The sequence below is a fragment of the Alteromonas sp. P256 genome, assembly GCF_036864455.1.
GTDB lineage: Bacteria > Pseudomonadota > Gammaproteobacteria > Enterobacterales > Alteromonadaceae > Alteromonas.
In genome coordinates this window covers 225,096-242,071 of sequence record NZ_JAZETM010000001.1, presented here as the reverse complement: position 1 = coordinate 242,071, position 16,976 = coordinate 225,096, and the positions used below count along the sequence as shown (strand labels likewise).

At 45.3% G+C, this 16,976-nt stretch carries 15 protein-coding genes; 13 read left to right on the top strand and 2 right to left on the bottom strand.

All coding sequences use genetic code 11. From position 1 onward, the window contains the following. The 11 genes from V7R39_RS01040 (at position 1) to V7R39_RS00990 (ending at position 12,470) form a co-directional block, all read left to right on the top strand. Complete coding sequence (locus V7R39_RS01040) at positions 1–756, top strand: protein phosphatase CheZ (RefSeq protein ID WP_334027309.1); 756 nt, start codon at positions 1–3, stop codon at positions 754–756. Between the two features lie 12 nt (positions 757–768). Next, positions 769–3,033 carry a chemotaxis protein CheA gene (locus V7R39_RS01035; RefSeq protein ID WP_334027307.1) on the top strand — a complete coding sequence of 755 codons (2,265 nt, stop codon included), beginning with the start codon at positions 769–771 and terminating at the stop codon, positions 3,031–3,033. Positions 3,034–3,067: 34 nt separating this feature from the next. Then, complete coding sequence (locus V7R39_RS01030) at positions 3,068–4,198, top strand: protein-glutamate methylesterase/protein-glutamine glutaminase (protein WP_334027305.1); 1,131 nt, start codon at positions 3,068–3,070, stop codon at positions 4,196–4,198. Positions 4,199–4,227: 29 nt separating this feature from the next. Further along, positions 4,228–4,992, top strand: a complete 765-nt coding sequence (locus tag V7R39_RS01025; protein ID WP_032094422.1) for a ParA family protein — start codon at positions 4,228–4,230, stop codon at positions 4,990–4,992. A 6-nt stretch (positions 4,993–4,998) separates the two neighbouring features. Next, the gene (locus tag V7R39_RS01020) at positions 4,999–5,898 is read left to right on the top strand and encodes a chemotaxis protein CheW (protein ID WP_334027302.1); all 900 of its coding nucleotides are present in this window, start codon (positions 4,999–5,001) and stop codon (positions 5,896–5,898) included. 16 nt (positions 5,899–5,914) lie between these two features. Then, positions 5,915–6,406: a chemotaxis protein CheW gene (locus tag V7R39_RS01015; RefSeq protein ID WP_032094424.1), complete on the top strand. Its 492-nt coding sequence runs from the start codon at positions 5,915–5,917 to the stop codon at positions 6,404–6,406. Positions 6,407–6,506: 100 nt separating this feature from the next. Beyond that, positions 6,507–6,941, top strand: coding sequence for a DUF2802 domain-containing protein (locus tag V7R39_RS01010; protein WP_334027300.1), 435 nt, complete (start codon positions 6,507–6,509; stop codon positions 6,939–6,941). A gap of 249 nt (positions 6,942–7,190) precedes the next feature. Continuing rightward, entirely contained in the window at positions 7,191–8,129 is a 939-nt protein-coding gene (gene metA, locus V7R39_RS01005) for a homoserine O-acetyltransferase MetA (protein ID WP_334027298.1), read from the top strand. A 3-nt stretch (positions 8,130–8,132) separates the two neighbouring features. Continuing rightward, positions 8,133–9,200 carry a homocysteine S-methyltransferase family protein gene (locus V7R39_RS01000; protein ID WP_334027296.1) on the top strand — a complete coding sequence of 356 codons (1,068 nt, stop codon included), beginning with the start codon at positions 8,133–8,135 and terminating at the stop codon, positions 9,198–9,200. Positions 9,201–9,209: 9 nt separating this feature from the next. After that, positions 9,210–11,834, top strand: coding sequence for a methionine synthase (gene metH / locus V7R39_RS00995; protein ID WP_334027294.1), 2,625 nt, complete (start codon positions 9,210–9,212; stop codon positions 11,832–11,834). Positions 11,835–11,885: 51 nt separating this feature from the next. After that, positions 11,886–12,470: a DUF938 domain-containing protein gene (locus tag V7R39_RS00990; protein ID WP_334027292.1), complete on the top strand. Its 585-nt coding sequence runs from the start codon at positions 11,886–11,888 to the stop codon at positions 12,468–12,470. 11 nt (positions 12,471–12,481) lie between these two features. Here V7R39_RS00990 and V7R39_RS00985 read toward each other — a convergent pair whose 3' ends face one another. Together V7R39_RS00985 and V7R39_RS00980 are read right to left on the bottom strand one after the other, a co-directional pair. After that, positions 12,482–13,387 carry a LysR family transcriptional regulator gene (locus V7R39_RS00985; RefSeq protein ID WP_334027289.1) on the bottom strand — a complete coding sequence of 302 codons (906 nt, stop codon included), beginning with the start codon at positions 13,385–13,387 and terminating at the stop codon, positions 12,482–12,484. 128 nt (positions 13,388–13,515) lie between these two features. Further along, entirely contained in the window at positions 13,516–14,457 is a 942-nt protein-coding gene (locus V7R39_RS00980) for a hydrogen peroxide-inducible genes activator (protein ID WP_334027287.1), read from the bottom strand. A gap of 166 nt (positions 14,458–14,623) precedes the next feature. Here V7R39_RS00980 and V7R39_RS00975 point away from each other — a divergent pair, with 166 nt between their 5' ends. Next, positions 14,624–15,286: a carbonic anhydrase gene (locus V7R39_RS00975; RefSeq protein WP_334027285.1), complete on the top strand. Its 663-nt coding sequence runs from the start codon at positions 14,624–14,626 to the stop codon at positions 15,284–15,286. A gap of 12 nt (positions 15,287–15,298) precedes the next feature. Then, positions 15,299–16,936: a SulP family inorganic anion transporter gene (locus V7R39_RS00970; protein ID WP_334027283.1), complete on the top strand. Its 1,638-nt coding sequence runs from the start codon at positions 15,299–15,301 to the stop codon at positions 16,934–16,936. The last annotated feature ends 40 nt before the right edge of the window (positions 16,937–16,976 follow it).

The following is a 16,976-nucleotide window of genomic DNA, read 5'->3' as shown; positions in this document are numbered from 1 at the left end:
ATGACAACGAATACAAACGTTCCACTTTCATTAGAAGAAGCTAAGCAACTCGTTGTTTATCTTGAGGCTGGTGATAATGCGTCGGCCAATGCGCTGTTTGAAGCGGCGTCAATGAAAGAGAATGTAGAGCTTTTCGCTGAAGTAGGAAAGCTAACGCGCCAACTTCATGACGCGCTCAACAATTTTCAAATAGACGATCGCATAAAGAATTTAGCGACAGACGATATTCCCGATGCGCAATCTCGCCTAACTTATGTTATCGAAGAAACCGAGAAAGCTGCCAACACTACCATGGATGCGGTAGAGGCGAGTATGCCTATTGCTGAACTGCTAGCTTCTCGCATTGACAGCGTGATGCCTGAGTGGAAAAAGCTCATGACTCGCCAGATTGAGGTGGGCGATTTCAAGGTTTTATGTAAAGACTTAGATGAATTGTTAGAAGATGGTGCTTCGCAGTCGGCTAAACTTACACAATTGCTAACTGAAGTATTAATGGCGCAGGGTTATCAAGACCTTACAGGTCAGGTTATCCGCCGGGTTATCGACTTAGTAAAAGAAGTTGAAGAGAGCTTAGTCAACATGCTTACCATGTTTGGCGAGCGGGATAGTTCAGAACAAACTAAACCATTAAGCGCTGAGGCCGATAAGGCTGAAGGTGTGAAAGCAGAGGGTCCGATTATCGATGCAGAAACGCGTGATGATGTTGTATCGGGCCAGGATGATGTTGATGATCTTCTGTCGAGCTTAGGTTTTTAGGGGAGCGGGCGCATGTCGTTTGATGTTGACGAGGAAATACTACAGGACTTTCTAGTTGAAGCTGGAGAGATACTTGAACAATTACAAGAACAGCTCGTTGATCTTGAGAACAATCCTGAAGATGCGAATTTGCTGAACGCAATTTTTCGCGGATATCATACAGTTAAAGGCGGAGCGGGATTTTTATCGCTCACCGAGTTAGTTGAAATTTGTCATGGTGCCGAGAACGTCTTCGATGTTATGAGAAATGGCCAGCGTACGCTGACGCCGGAATTAATGGATATTATTCTGCAGGCCACAGATGTTGTTGTAGATATGTTTGAGCGAGTAAAATCTCAAGAGCCATTAGAGCCTGCTGACGCCAAACTTGTAGATACTCTTCACAAGCTGAGCAAACCAGAGTCACCGGACGAAAATATTTTTGACACCGATGAAACTGCTTCAAGCACTCAGCCTGAATCTGGCCCTGAGTCCCTACCTGAATTAGATATTGTAGATGAGTCACCTTCGCCAGCAAGCTCTGGTGGGGATATTGATGAGATCAGTGAAGACGAATTCGAGGCTCTACTTGATGAACTTCACGGTTCCTCTGCCCCTGGCAAATCGTCTCCAGGCAAATCTTCCACAGACACCAAAAGCAAAGCGAAAGCACCTGCTGCGCCAAGCCCTGATATAACAAGCCCTGATGTATCCTCGGGCAATGCCGATGATATTACCGACGATGAGTTTGAAGCGCTTCTCGATGACCTTCATGGCAAAGGCAAGTTTAGCGCCGCAGAAGAAAGCGTTGCGCCCAGCAAGCCAGCTCCACAATCCGCTTCAGCCTCCGGTGATGAAGAGATTACTGACGATGAATTTGAAGCGCTTCTAGATCAACTACACGGTTCAGGGCAAGGCCCAACCGTTCAAAGCGCCTCAGATACCAAAGCACCAGAGCCCAATGTTGACAAAGCGGCAACTGATGCCATACAAAAAGCAAAGCAATCTGCACCCGCTGTGGCTAAGGCGGCACCTGCTGCTCCAGCGCCCAGTAAAGCAGCACCTGCTGCCCCTGTAACTAAAGATGCTGGCAAGAAAGACGAGAAGAAAGCGGCGGCTAGTTCGCCGCCTGCTGAAACCACTGTTCGTGTTGATACTAAACGCTTAGATCAAGTCATGAATATGGTGGGCGAACTGGTACTGGTTCGTAATAGATTGATAAGCCTCGGTATAAACACCAACGATGAGAGCATGTCTAAGGCAATAGCTAATTTAGATGTGGTTACTGGAGACCTACAGGGCGCGGTAATGAAAACTCGGATGCAGCCAATTAAGAAAGTCTTTGGCCGTTTCCCACGGGTTGTTCGTGATTTAGCGCGAAGCCTCAAAAAAGAGATCACCCTTGAGCTTGAAGGTGAAGAAACAGATTTAGATAAAAACTTGGTGGAAGCACTTGCTGATCCGCTGGTTCACTTGGTGAGAAACTCCGTCGACCACGGTGTGGAAATGCCAGATGACCGAGCAGCTTCTGGCAAACCAAGAATGGGAACGGTTAAGCTATCTGCATCGCAGGAAGGTGATCACATTTTACTTACCATCGAAGACGATGGTAAGGGCATGGACCCTGAAAAATTAAAAGAAATTGCTATCAGTCGCGGTGTGCTAGACGCTGACGCTGCAGCGCGAATGTCAGATGTTGAAGCTTTTAATCTTATTTTTGCACCGGGCTTCTCTACGAAAACGGAAATTAGCGATATTTCTGGTCGTGGCGTTGGCATGGACGTGGTGAAAACTAAGATAAATCAGCTTAATGGTACGGTAAATATCGACTCTCAGCTTGGTAAGGGCACTCGGTTAGAGATAAAAGTCCCACTTACCTTAGCTATTTTGCCGACACTGATGATTATAATTGGTAAGCAAACCTTCGCATTACCTCTAGGCTCTGTCAGTGAAATAATTAACATGGACATCAAAAAGACCAATACGGTTGATGGACAGTTAACAATGATAGTTCGCTCTAAAGCCATTCCGTTATTTTTCCTTGGCGACTGGCTAATCAGAGGGCCTAAGTCTATCGAGAGAGAGAAAGGGCATGTTGTCGTGGTGCAAGTTGGTACCCGACAAGTTGGTTTTGTTGTCGATGCATTAATAGGGCAAGAAGAAGTGGTAATCAAGCCATTGGATGCGCTGCTACAAGGTACTCCAGGAATGGCAGGCGCAACAATAACCTCAGATGGTGGTATTGCGTTGATCTTAGATATTCCAAGCCTTCTGAAGCGGTATGCTCGTAAGCCATAATAAGCTGGTTTACAAACAATAGGAAAAGTAATCCATGGTCTTTAAAGTCCTGGTCGTGGACGACTCAACGTTTTATCGTCGTCGAGTAAGAGAAATACTCGACGAAGATAGAGAGTTAGAGGTTGTAGGTGAAGCTAGAAACGGCAGAGATGCCCTTGATAAAATTAAAGAGTTATCTCCCGACGTAATTACGATGGACGTTGAAATGCCCGTTATGGACGGCATTTCGGCGGTTAAAGCCATCATGGAAAATAAGCCCATCCCTATTTTAATGTTTTCTTCGTTAACCCATCATGGGGCACAAGCTACGTTAGATGCATTAGAAGCAGGTGCACTCGATTTTCTACCGAAGAAATTTGAAGATATAGCGCAAGATAGAAAAGATGCGACGCGACTGTTGTGTACTAAAGTTCGTTTGATTGCGCGCAGGGGTATAGGGCTGAAACGCCCCACGTTTAGATCTGAGGAAACCCGAAGATTACCTCCTAATGCGCCGAAACAGGCCTTTTTCAAAACGTCAGGTTTGCTGTCGGGTCATAAAGACGCGGCGAAGCAGCCTACGGTTTCTTCGGTTAAAGCAACGGGTAAACGATATAAGTGTCTTGCCATTGGCGCTTCAACGGGGGGCCCGGTAGCGCTGCAAAAAGTGCTAATGCCTCTACCCTCAGACTTTCCGTACCCCATTATTTTAGTTCAGCACATGCCTGGCACTTTTACGACGGCGTTTGCGCAGCGGTTAGATGCAAACTGTAAAATAGGCGTGAAAGAAGCTGAACACGGAGACATTTTAATGCCTGGTCAGGCTTACTTGGCCCCTGGCGGTAGACAAATGCTCATTGAAACCGTGGGCGGGCAAAAAAAGATTGCTATTGTCGATGCTAGCAGTGCTGATAAGGTTAACTACAAGCCAAGTGTTGATCTCACTTTTAGTTCGTTAGAGCGGGCTTTCTCAGGCGACGTATTGGGGATAATTCTTACCGGTATGGGAGCCGACGGGCGCGAGGGCTGTAGAAAGTTAAAAGAGAAAGGCGCTACAATTTGGGCCCAGGATCAAGACTCCTGTGTGGTTTACGGCATGCCTCAAGCGGTTGCCGTGGCGAATATATCAACGCAAAATATCAATGTTGATGATATGAGCAACTGCATTCTTTCTGAAATGCGTTAGTGTATTAATCGTGTAGTGGACTTTATGTCGTGAAGGTATGGACAGTAGCAAATCAAAAGGGTGGGGTAGGTAAAACTACCACCACCGTGAGTTTAGGCGGTTTGCTCGCGCAGCAAGGTAAGCGCGTGTTACTCATTGATACCGACCCTCACTCATCGTTAAGTTACTATTTTGGTATCGATGCTGAAGCGCTAAGTCATTCGGTTTACGACATTTTTATTAAGTCTGCCAGTTTAACGGCCGATAACGTTCTAGATTGTCTGTGCCCGACCAAAATAGATAATCTCTATGTGCTACCGGCAACAATGGCGCTTGCTACCCTTGATAGAACCATGGGGAGTGAACAGGGCATGGGCTTAGTGCTTAAGAAAGCGCTAGCAAAAGTCGACAACGAATTTGATGTGGCCATTATCGACTGCCCGCCTGTGTTAGGTGTGTTGATGGTGAATGCACTGGCAGCGTGTGACAAGGTTATCGTGCCGACACAAACCGAATACCTGGCGTTAAAAGGTTTAGATAGAATGATTCGTACAATGGAAATAATGGGGCGCTCATTGGGCAAAAGTTTTGACACTTGCATTATTCCAACCATGTTTGATAAACGAACAAACGCGGCGCTTGAATCGCGTAAGCGCTTAATGAGCGATTATGGTGAGCGTGTTTGGGAAGGCGTTATCCCGGTTGATACGCATTTTAGAGATGCCAGCTTGGTCCAATTGCCCATTTCAGCGGCCTATCCGAAAACACGAGGCGTTGCGGCCTACGGCAAACTGCTTGAAGTGTTAGGGAAATAATGAGCGATGAGTAAGCAGTCTCCGTTTGCACGTGAAGACGTGATGGAAGCGTATTTAGATGGTTTGCTTAAAGAGCCTATAGAGGCTGACGACGCAACCGCACGGGCAGCTAAGCTGCTTGAGCAAGCTTCTCATCATATTACTGAGGAGCGGTTAGTTAACGATTCGATACCGCTGCCTCAAGATAACGACGTGATTGATGCCGTTACATTGAAAGCTGAGAAAAACGTTTCTGAGCATGGCACTCGTGAAAAGAGCAGCTTACGTGAATTAAGTAGTGCGAAATATAGCCGTTCATTAACAGAGCATGAAAACGTTGCTGACTCCAGTGTGAAAACGCCTGGGGTTATCACCGCAGATGAACTGGAAATTAGAGATTCTTCGTCTACTGAAAAAATGCACGAAGAAGAAACAATAGCTGTAAAAACGAAGGTTGCACTACAAGATAGCTTAGACTTTCGTTTTCAGGCGTTATTTTTTGAAGTGGCCGGGTTAACCCTTGCCGTTCCATTAACCACCCTTGGTGGAATACACCAAATAGATAAAATTGCACCACTTTTTGGAAAACCTGACTGGTTTATGGGTGTAATGTTGCACAGAGAGTCTAAACTCAGTGTAGTAGATTCTGCAAAGTGGGTGATGCCAGAAAAATATACCGAAGAACTCGCTGAATCTCTTAACTATCGATATATGATCATGTTGGGAGAAAGCGATTGGGGATTGGCTAGCGATAAGCTAGTTAACACCGTTAATTTAACAAAAGATGATGTCAAATGGCGCGGATCCACTGGTAAACGTCCTTGGTTAGCGGGGATGGTTAAAGAAAAGATGTGTGCATTAATTGACGTTGAAGAATTAATATCTATGCTTAACAAAGGCTTAGGCAGCAACGACCAGACGCCATAGTACGGGAGCCAGGTTCATGAGCGACGAAAAAATGAAAAATAACGGCACTGACAGCAACGATGAAGTCCTTCAGTGGGTAACATATCGCCTAGGTGATGAAACATACGGTATTAATGTAATGCAGGTGCAAGAAGTATTGCGTTATACCGAAATAGCGCCGGTGCCCGGTGCACCTGACTATGTGTTAGGAATAATAAACCTACGTGGTAACGTTGTTACGGTTATCGATACGCGAGCACGCTTTGGTTTACCGCCTACCGAAGTAACCGACAATACGCGTATTGTTATTATAGAGTCTGATGAACAGGTCGTTGGCATACTCGTCGATAGCGTTGCCGAAGTGGTGTATCTGAAGTCGTCTGAAATTGACAGTGCGCCAAACGTAGGTACTGAAGAAAGTGCTAAGTTTATCCAAGGCGTCAGTAATCGCGATGGCGAGCTTCTTATCTTAGTGGATTTGAACAAGTTGCTAAGCGATGAAGAGTGGGACGAGCTAAGCAGTATTTAGTGAGTAGGCTTTAGTAAATACTTTATAGTGAAAGTAGAGTTGATGGCACGAGTGCCGTCAGCTTCCCTTTGTATCTCGGTCTCATTTAGGTGTGTCGCATATGGACTTGCAGCTTGCTGCTCTGTCACTGATTGAATGTATACTCGCGGTAATCAGTCTTTTACTCATTATCGCTGTTATAGTGCTTTATACAAAACTTCGCAAAACAACTGAATTGTTAGAAAATCTTACCGTCAGGGTCTCAACGGAGCTGTCGAGTATGGCCGTTCAGGTTAATGATACAAACAACCAGCAATCTGAAATTCAGACTAGAAGCGTTGTGATTAGTCAGCATTTACAGCGTATTGATGAAAAGCAGCAAGACGTGGACAATCAACTTCGAGAGCTCAAATTTCAAGATCCATCGTTGAAGCTGTATCAGCGGGCTGCTGATTTAGTCAAACAAGGCGCGACGATTGAGGAGATCATTGAAACCTGCGATATTCCCCGTGCCGAAGCCGAGATGCTTGTTATGGTGCACAAGTCCGGCAGCTAATCTTTATTGCTGCTATCTAAATGAGTTTTAGTCACTCTTGTCGTTTGTGTTGAAGGTCCGTGACGCGGCAATGTCGCTTACATATTTTCTATTCTTGCTTACTGTTACCTAGCGCTCATACGCTTCCCTTCCAATTTTCCTCTCAACTTTCCTCCCAACATTTCGTTTAGACGTCTAGACGTAAAGATGTTGACATATTCACAGTATTCGCCACAATACAGTTACCGTATTTTTCGACTGGAGTTATTTATGCCAATCCGTATCCCTGTGCAACTACCTGCTCAGAATGTCTTATTAGGTGAAAACATATTCACTATGGATATGGATAGAGCGGCGAGTCAGGAAATTCGTCCTCTTGAAGTGGGTATTCTTAATTTGATGCCCAATAAGATAGAGACAGAAGTGCAGTTGCTGAGGTTGCTATCTAATACGCCATTGCAAATCAATGTGGACTTTATTCGCATCGATAACCAAGCACCAAAAAATACGCCACAGTCTCATATGGATGCCTTTTATCACGAGTTTTCCAGCGTGGCGAGTAAAAAGTATGACGGATTGATTGTCACGGGTGCCCCCCTTGCTTTACTCGATTACGAAGAGGTGAAGTATTGGGAAAATATGAAAACTATTTTACAGTGGGCCCAGCGCCACGTTAACTCAACCCTCTATTTATGCTGGGCTGCTCACGCGGCAATGTATCATTTCTACGGCGTGACGCGGGAGCTTCGAAACGAAAAGTTTTCAGGCGTTTACCAGCACAATGTCAACGATCCAAACAACGAATTACTGCGTGGATTTGACTCTCCCTTTGCAGCACCACACTCTCGTTACGGTCACATAGACACATCACTTTATAATAGTGTTGAAGGTCTTAATGTAGTGGCTGAGTCAGAGGAAGTGGGCGCTTACATTGTAGCTTCTGAAGACAAACGGATGGTGTTTGTTACCGGACACCCCGAGTACGAACCAGACACGCTAAAAGATGAATATCTGCGTGACGTGCAGGCTGGTCAACATCCAGCGGTGCCGAACAATTATTTCACTGACAATGACCCAACTAAACCGCCTTTAGTTCAATGGCGCTCCCATGGAAGTCTATTGTTTACAAATTGGCTTAACTATTACGTTTATCAAACAACGCCGTACGATTTGAGCCAGTTAGCTGAAAAACCACAGCCAAAGAGGTAACGCGTGAGTAACGATTTAGATTCGAAAGCACGAGCTAGTTTAGCCAGTGCCGCAAAAGAAAGAATTTTAATTCTAGATGGCGCCATGGGCACGATGATCCAACGCCATAAACTGGAAGAAGATGACTATCGCGGCGACCAATTTGCCGATTGGCATTGCGATGTTCAAGGGAACAACGATCTTCTTGTATTAACTCAGCCCGACCTCATCTACCAGATTCACTGCGATTATCTAAACGCTGGTGCTGATATTATTGAGACGAACACGTTTAATGCTACCACCATCGCCATGGCCGATTACGACATGGAGGCTATATCTCGTGATATTAACGTGGCAGCCGCGAAGCTTGCTAAGAAAGCTGCGCAACAATACAGTCTAAAAACACCGGACAAGCCTCGTTACGTTGCCGGCGTACTTGGGCCTACCAACCGCACTGCATCAATATCCCCAGATGTAAATGACCCGGGCAAACGAAACATAACCTTTGACGAATTAGTTAAAGCGTACAGCGAGTCTACCGAAGCACTCATTGAAGGTGGTGCTGACCTCATTATGCTTGAAACCATCTTTGATACGCTCAATGCCAAAGCGGCGGCCTTTGCTGTTGAGCAAACCTTTGAAAAAGTAGGTAAAACTTTGCCAGTCATGGTGTCGGGTACCATTACCGACGCATCGGGACGCACACTTTCAGGTCAAACCGCCGAAGCGTTTTACTACTCCATGCGTCATATCAGTCCGTTTTCTTTCGGACTGAACTGTGCATTAGGCCCTGATCTTTTGCGTCAGTATGTTGATGAAGTTGCCACTATTTCAGAGTGTTTAATTTCAGCACACCCCAATGCTGGGCTGCCCAATGAGTTTGGTGAATACGACATGGAGGGTCCTGAAATGGCCGAACATATCAAAGAGTGGGCGGAATCTGGTTTAGTCAATATTGTGGGGGGCTGCTGTGGAAGTACGCCTGAGCACATAAGTGATATAGCCAATGCCGTTGTGGGCATTAAGCCTCGCCAAGTTCCAGCATTTGAACCTAAAATGCGTCTGTCAGGCCTAGAGCCTTTTGTACACTAGGAGGGCAATGTGAGCGCAGATTTTTCTACATTTATTAATATTGGTGAACGAACCAACGTAACTGGATCAGCACGTTTCAAACGACTCATTTTGGAAGGTGATTACGAAGCGGCACTCGACGTTGCTCGTCAGCAAGTTGAAAACGGTGCTCAAATCATCGACATCAACATGGATGAGGCGATGCTTGATTCCGAGCAGGCGATGGTGACGTTTTTAAACCTTATTGCGTCAGAGCCCGACATTAGCCGAGTGCCTATTATGATTGACTCCTCGAAATGGGACGTCATTGAGGCTGGGCTTAAATGCGTACAGGGAAAAGCCATTGTTAACTCCATAAGTCTTAAAGAGGGCGAAGCGCTCTTTATTGCTCAAGCGAAAAAAATTAAACGTTATGGCGCCGCTACAGTTGTTATGGCGTTTGATGAAAAAGGCCAAGCCGACACGCAACAGCGCAAAGTTGAAATCTGTCAGCGAAGCTACAAAGTACTCACTGAACAAGTGGGTTTCCCACCCGAAGATATTATTTTTGACCCAAACATCTTTGCTGTAGCAACCGGTATCGAAGAGCACGACAATTACGCTGTAGATTTTATCGAGGCAACACGAGTTATCCGCAAAACATGCCCTTATGCACATATCTCGGGTGGTCTTTCGAATATTTCATTTTCGTTTCGTGGCAATAACCCTGTTCGCGAAGCTATGCATTCGGTTTTCCTTTTCCACGCTATTCGGGCGGGAATGGACATGGCCATCGTTAATGCCGGTCAGCTTGAGGTGTACGATGAAATTCCAAAGGCACTTCGCGAAGCGGTAGAAGACGTCATTTTAAACAGGCGCAGCGATGGCACCGAGCGATTACTCGATATTGCGCCACAATTTCAAGGTGATGGAAAGGCTGCAGCAAAAGAAGATCTTAGCTGGCGAGAACAAAACGTTAGTAAACGCTTAGAGCATGCTTTGATAAAAGGGATTACCGATTACATTATTGATGATACCGAAGAAGCGCGTTTAGAAGCTGAACGCCCGCTACACGTTATTGAAGGCCCACTGATGGATGGGATGAATGTCGTCGGGGATTTATTCGGCGAGGGTAAGATGTTTTTACCCCAGGTGGTTAAATCTGCCCGAGTAATGAAAAAAGCAGTGGCTCATCTACAGCCGTACATTGAAGCTGAGAAGTCTGACGATAATAAAAGTAACGGTAAAATATTACTGGCCACCGTAAAAGGTGATGTTCACGATATCGGCAAAAACATTGTTGGCGTTGTTTTGCAGTGTAATAACTTTGAAGTTATTGATATGGGTGTCATGGTGCCCGCGGCAAATATTCTTCAAAAAGCAAAAGAAGAAAATGTGGACATGATTGGCCTTTCGGGTCTCATTACGCCGTCGCTAGATGAAATGGTGTACGTGGCTAAAGAGATGGAGCGCCAAGGTTTTGATATGCCACTGCTTATTGGTGGTGCAACAACGTCGAAAGCCCATACTGCCGTTAAAATAGAGCAAAACTATCATTCAGCTGTGGCCTATGTACCTAATGCGAGTCGTGCAGTAGGCGTGTGCCAAAAATTGCTGAACAAAGGTTCGCGGGATATATACGTAAAAGAATTAGCGAAAGAATACGATACGGTGAGAGAGCAGCATGCTCGTAAAAAGCCCCGCAGTAAGCCTGTTACACTTGAGGCTGCGCGAGCTAATGGCTGCAAAGTCAACTTTGCTGAGCCACCTGTTAAACCAGCGCAGCTTGGTGTTACGCCTATTACGGCAGACTTGGCTACATTACGAGATTATATTGATTGGACGCCTTTCTTTTTGACGTGGTCATTAGCAGGAAAATATCCGCGAATTCTTAATGATGATGTGGTGGGTGAAGAAGCAACGTCATTGTTTGCCGATGCTAATGCTATGTTAGATAAGATTATTGCCGATAGCTCACTACAAGCAAAAGGCGTGATAGGGTTGTTTCCGGCAAATAGGGTGGGCGACGATATCGAAATTTATTCTGATGAGAGCCGCACCTCGATAAAAGGAGTTGCACATCATCTGCGTCAGCAAACCCAAAAAGATAAATTTGCCAACTATTGCCTTGCCGATTTTGTGGCTGAAAAACAAAGCGGAATTGAAGATTACATCGGCGCGTTTGCAGTCACTGGCGGCATAGGTGAGGACACTCTTGCCGATACATATATTAAGGCCGGTGATGATTACAATGGCATTATGGTAAAAGCCGTTGCCGATCGCTTAGCCGAAGCCTTCGCTGAATATCTTCATCAGCAAGTGCGCTTGAAGTTTTGGGCCTATGCGCCTAATGAAACCTTAAGCAATGAAGAGCTCATTAGGGAGAAGTACCAAGGTATTCGACCTGCACCAGGTTATGCGGCGTGTCCAGAACATACCGAAAAGCAGCTTATTTGGGATTTGTTATCTGCAAAAGAACACACCGGCATGACGCTTACTGAAAGTTATGCAATGTGGCCTGGCGCGTCTGTATCGGGGTGGTACTTCGCTCACCCAGAGGCAAAATATTTTGCGGTGGCTAAAATTCAACCTGACCAAGTTGAAGATTACGCCAAGCGGAAAAACTGGACACTGGAAGAAGCCGAGAAATGGCTGGGGCCTAATCTGAGTGATTAGGTCAACCTGTCCCTTGGCGAAATTATCTGTAAGATGGAAGTTACAACAGTAATGGAAAAACCCTTTAGCCAAGCCTGTGAAAATAACAAACGCCCAATTTTAGATATTCTAAAAAGGGCGTTCGCTGACACTCAACAGGTGCTTGAAATTGGCAGCGGTACGGGGCAGCACGCATCCTATTTTGCTGCTCATTTGCCGCATCTAGTATGGCATACGAGCGACCAATACGAGTACCATGACGGAATAAACGCCTGGGTAAGTGAGTCTTCACTATCCAACCTTATTCAGCCAGTTGAGTTCAAGGTGGGTGTAGACCCTTTTCCTGCTTTGCCCTTTGATGGCATATTTTCCGCCAATACTGCCCATATTATGCAAAAGCATGAGGCGAAACTGCTCATGGAATTAGTATCGCAAAAATTACCTAAAGGCGGTACATTTTGCCAGTACGGTCCGTTCACCCAATCAGGGATTTTCTCATCTCAAAGTAATGCTGAATTTCACCAATCGTTAGTCGAGCGGGGTTTTGGCGGTTATAGAGATATTGATGAACTCGAAGCATGGGCTAAGCGACTCACATTGAAAGAAATGACAACGATGCCTGCTAACAATCTTATGTTAGTGTGGACGAAAGAGTAACAGCGCGGTTATTACTTCGTGCTGTTTGCTTTTATCCCCTGCGCCATTGCCATCTCTACGAAGCTATCAATAAAACCCAGCGTGTCAGTACGCTTTCTATGCCCCACGAACAAGGTTTTTGTTAGCCCTTTTTTACCAAGAGGACGACAGCACAGTAATTCACTTTCTTTCGACTCATCTACAAGCCATTTAGGCAGCGCAGTTACCCCTCTTCCTGCCGCTACCATTTGCAGAATAATCTCAGTGGTCTCTATGGTTTTGTGACTTTTAACCGACGCATTGGCCGGCGTTAAAAAGTGAGAGAATATGTCTAACCTACTGTTTTCTACTGGGTAAGAAATGAGCGTCTCTTGAGCGAGATCCCGAGGCGTTATAAATGCCTTCGACGCTAAGTCGTGTGTATTGTGCATAACGAGAACCTGTTCGTAGCTAAACACAGGTGTGTAAGTAATCGCATCTAAGTGCAGGGGATCGGGAGTAATGAGTACGTCAATGTCATAACCATGCAGTGCTTGAAGGCCGCCAAAAGAAAAGGCACGTCGTACGTCTACGTCTACATCAGGAAATCGTTTTAGAAAGGGAGCGACTATTTTCAATAGCCATTCAAAGCAGGGGTAACATTCCATTCCAATGCGCAGTGTGCCTTGCTTGCCCTCGGCAAATCGACGAAGTTGCGCTTCTGTGTGTTCAAACTGAGGTAATATACGCTGTGCAAGGCCAAGTAAACTTTCACCTGCTTGGGTTAAAAACAAACGCCTGCCTTCTTTTTGCCATAGCGGAACATCAAACTCGTGTTCAAGCTTTTTCATAGCATGACTTAAAGCCGACTGGGTTAAATACAAAGATTTCGCGGCTTGTGTCATCGTGCCATGCTGGTGTATTGCGTGGACAATACGCAGGTGTTGTCTATCAATCATGTGTATAAAAGCGCTAGTGAATATGGAGTCAATATAACATCAATAGGTGTGTTAAAAGCGCTAATTCAATAACCCTATTTAAATAACAGGCTTTAATTAAATAACGAGCACCTCTTTACTCACCAAACCTAATCACACATAGTGACAGCATCAGCAAGCCGCTCTTCAATAATACGCCTAATAATAATAGACATCTCGCGGAAGGTCTTTCGACTAGGTGAGGTATTACGCCAAGCAAGAGAATGCTGGCGCTCAATAGGCATGTCAGCAATTTCACACACGTGTAAAGCTTCAGGCTTGTGTAATTCAGAATGAATATAAAGACCGGGTAAAAAAGCAACGCCCATGCCCATAACCACCATTTGTCGTAATGTATCAAGGCTGGTGCCTTCATAGTCACGCTGTAGGTCTGCACCTATGTCTTCGCATATTCTTTGCACTTGATGATGAAAATGATGCTTATCTTCTAACGTAAGTATTTTTTCACCGCTGATATCCTCAGGGTGCACAAATGCCTTACCCGATAGAAAATGGTCAGACGGCGTAACAAACTTTAGCGGTTCTTTGAACAGCGGCGAAGTAATAAGCTGTGAGTTATCACTTGAAAGGGGAGAAAGAATAATGTCGTACTCACCTATTAATAATCCGTGCTGCAAGTCATCGGGTGACGCTTCCCTTACGTAAAATCGTAGTCCTGGCTTTAGTCTGTGCAAATCGGGTAAAACAAAAGGCAATAAATAAGGGCCAAGTGTTGGAGGAATACCAAGCCGATAGGTTATTACTTCCCCTTTTGAGAGATCGCGGGCCATTTCCGAGAAGCGTTGAGTAGACTGCAATACCTCCTCTGCACTGGCTAAAAGCGCCTTTCCTAATGGCGAAAGCAAGGTGCCAGTACGGGAACGTTCTAACAGCGTTAAATTCAGTGTGTCTTCTAACGCATTTATCTGGCTAGTCAGCGTGGGTTGGCTAATGCCAAGTGCTCCTGCTGCCTGTCGAAAATTGAGGTATTTTGCAACGGCCACAAAGTAGCGAATCTGGTTAAACGAGGGGGCTTTACCACCTAATTGCATAATTAAAATTCCTATTTTCGACTATAATTAACGGGCGGTCTAACCAACAAATAACTTGCATGATAGTTTTTGGTTATCACGAGGTGGTATATTAAACTATTAATCTATCAAGTAACACTAATGTATTAACATTGTTAAAACTATTTTAAATAATCGGGAGTATTCTATGGAACACGTCTTTTCAGGTGTTGCGAAGTTTCAAAAAGAAGTTTATCCAAACAAAAAAGCAACCTTTCAAAAATTAGCGAATGGGCAAAACCCAGAAGTTCTCTTCATCACGTGCTCTGATTCTCGTATTGACCCGAACCTAGTTACCCAAACCGACCCGGGCGAGCTTTTCATTTGTCGAAATGCGGGCAATATTGTTCCTCCTCATAGTAATCAAACCGGCGGCATGACGGCGTCTATTGAATTTGCTGTAGCTGCGCTAGGCGTGTCTCACATTGTTGTATGCGGTCATACAGATTGTGGTGCTATGAAAGGCGCTATCAGCCCTGAAGGCCTAGATTCATTACCACATGTAAAAGAGTGGTTAGGTCACTGCCGCGTAGCGACCGACGTTGTTAAAGAACGTGGTGGTCACGACAAACTTTCTATCGACGATTTAGAAGCGGTGACAAAAGAAAACGTATTACAACAAATACAGCACCTTCGCACTCATCCTGCAGTGGCGGCTAAAATTGCGACTGGACAAGTAGAGCTTCACGGCTGGGTTTACAATATCGGTAGCGGCGACATGTTGTGTTACAGCAGCGAAGCTGGCGACTTTGTTACTATGGACCAGACAGAGGCAGAAGCGCGATTCAAACGTGCGAAAGCGGCTGAATAAGAGGGAACATTTGTGGTAAAAATTAATTTTTCAAATTTAAGGGGTGATCTCACTGGTGGTTTAACCGCCGGTATCGTTGCATTACCTCTTGCGTTAGCGCTTGGTGTAGCCTCAGGTCTTGGACCTATGGCTGGCCTGTATGGTGCAATAGCTGTTGGTTTTTTCGCTGCTCTTTTTGGCGGCACACCAGCTCAAATTTCAGGCCCTACTGGACCAATGGTGGTGGTACTTGCTGGCTTGTTTGCCAGCCTCTCTGGTGATGCTAGCCTAATTTTTACGGCGGTAATGCTAGCCGGTATATTCCAAATAGCGTTTGGCTTTTTTGGGGTTGGTCAATATATAAGGCTTGTTCCTTATCCTGTGATTTCGGGCTTTATGTCTGGGATTGGTGCCATCATTATTATTTTGCAAATTGGCCGATTACTTGGGCATGAACCTCCAGGCGGTACCATCGGTGCGCTTTCCTACCTTCCAACCGCGTTGGCTGATATAAACTTCTCAACTCTAGCTTTAGGTCTTGGCACGTTAGTCATAGCATACAAGTGGCCTGCGTCTTTAGGCAAATATGTACCTGGTGCTCTTGCTGCACTTATCATTGGTACATTAGTCAGTCTTGCGCTAAGTGTGCCTGTATTAGGTAATATTCCAACGGGCTTGCCTAGCCTTCAATTGCCTGTATTTGACCAAAGCAAAATATGGGTTGTAATAGAGGCTGCATTTATTCTAGCGCTGCTAGGTGCAATTGATAGTCTTTTAACTTCGCTTGTTGCTGATAACATGACTCGTACTCGTCATGATAGTAATAAAGAGCTTATCGGTCAGGGTATTGGTAACACCTTTGCCGGCTTAATCGGCGGTATCGCGGGTGCAGGTGCAACCATGCGTACTGTTGTAAACATCCGAAGCGGCGGTAAATACAATGTTTCTGGTATGGTCCATGCGTTGGTATTACTTGCCATTGTATTAGGTTTAAGCCCACTGGCGGCAAAAATCCCGCATGCTGTGCTTGCCGGTATATTGGTAAAAGTTGGACTAGACATCATCGATTGGGGCTACTTAAAACGTGGTCACAAAGGCCCACGATGGGACTTCGGATTAATGGCATTGGTATTGCTGTTAACGGTATTCGTAGACCTTATTACCGCAGTGGGTGTAGGTGTTGTACTTGGCGCTTTAGCATATGTTAAACAAGTCGCTCAGCTACAAATTGAAGAGCTACAAAAGATTCCCCAAGATCTAAACGACCCTAAAGAGAACGGGTTACTTGAAGAACTCAAAGACAAAGTGTCTATCTTCAGTTTTGGTGGTCCATTGAGCTTTGGTGCGGCAGCTGATTTAGGTCACCGTGTTCGCGAGCGTGTTCAGCCAGGCAGTAAGTTCACTATTCTGGACTTCTCACGGGTACCTTTGATGGATGTATCTGCAGCAATGGCAGTGGATACAGTAACATCAGACGCACTAGCGGCAGGAAGACAGTTGATAATTTGTGGTGCCAACGAAAAGCTTAACAAAGTACTTGAGGGTGTTAATGAAGCTCATCCAGGCATTCCTAACTTTGAGACGCTACACGAAGCACTACTGCATGCAAAAAAGCAACTTGGCGGTAGTGATGATGGCGCACCATCATTGCAAGCCGCTGCGCAGTCGTAGTCAATAGATTACACTGGTTAAAGGCCTCCGCTTCGTAAAG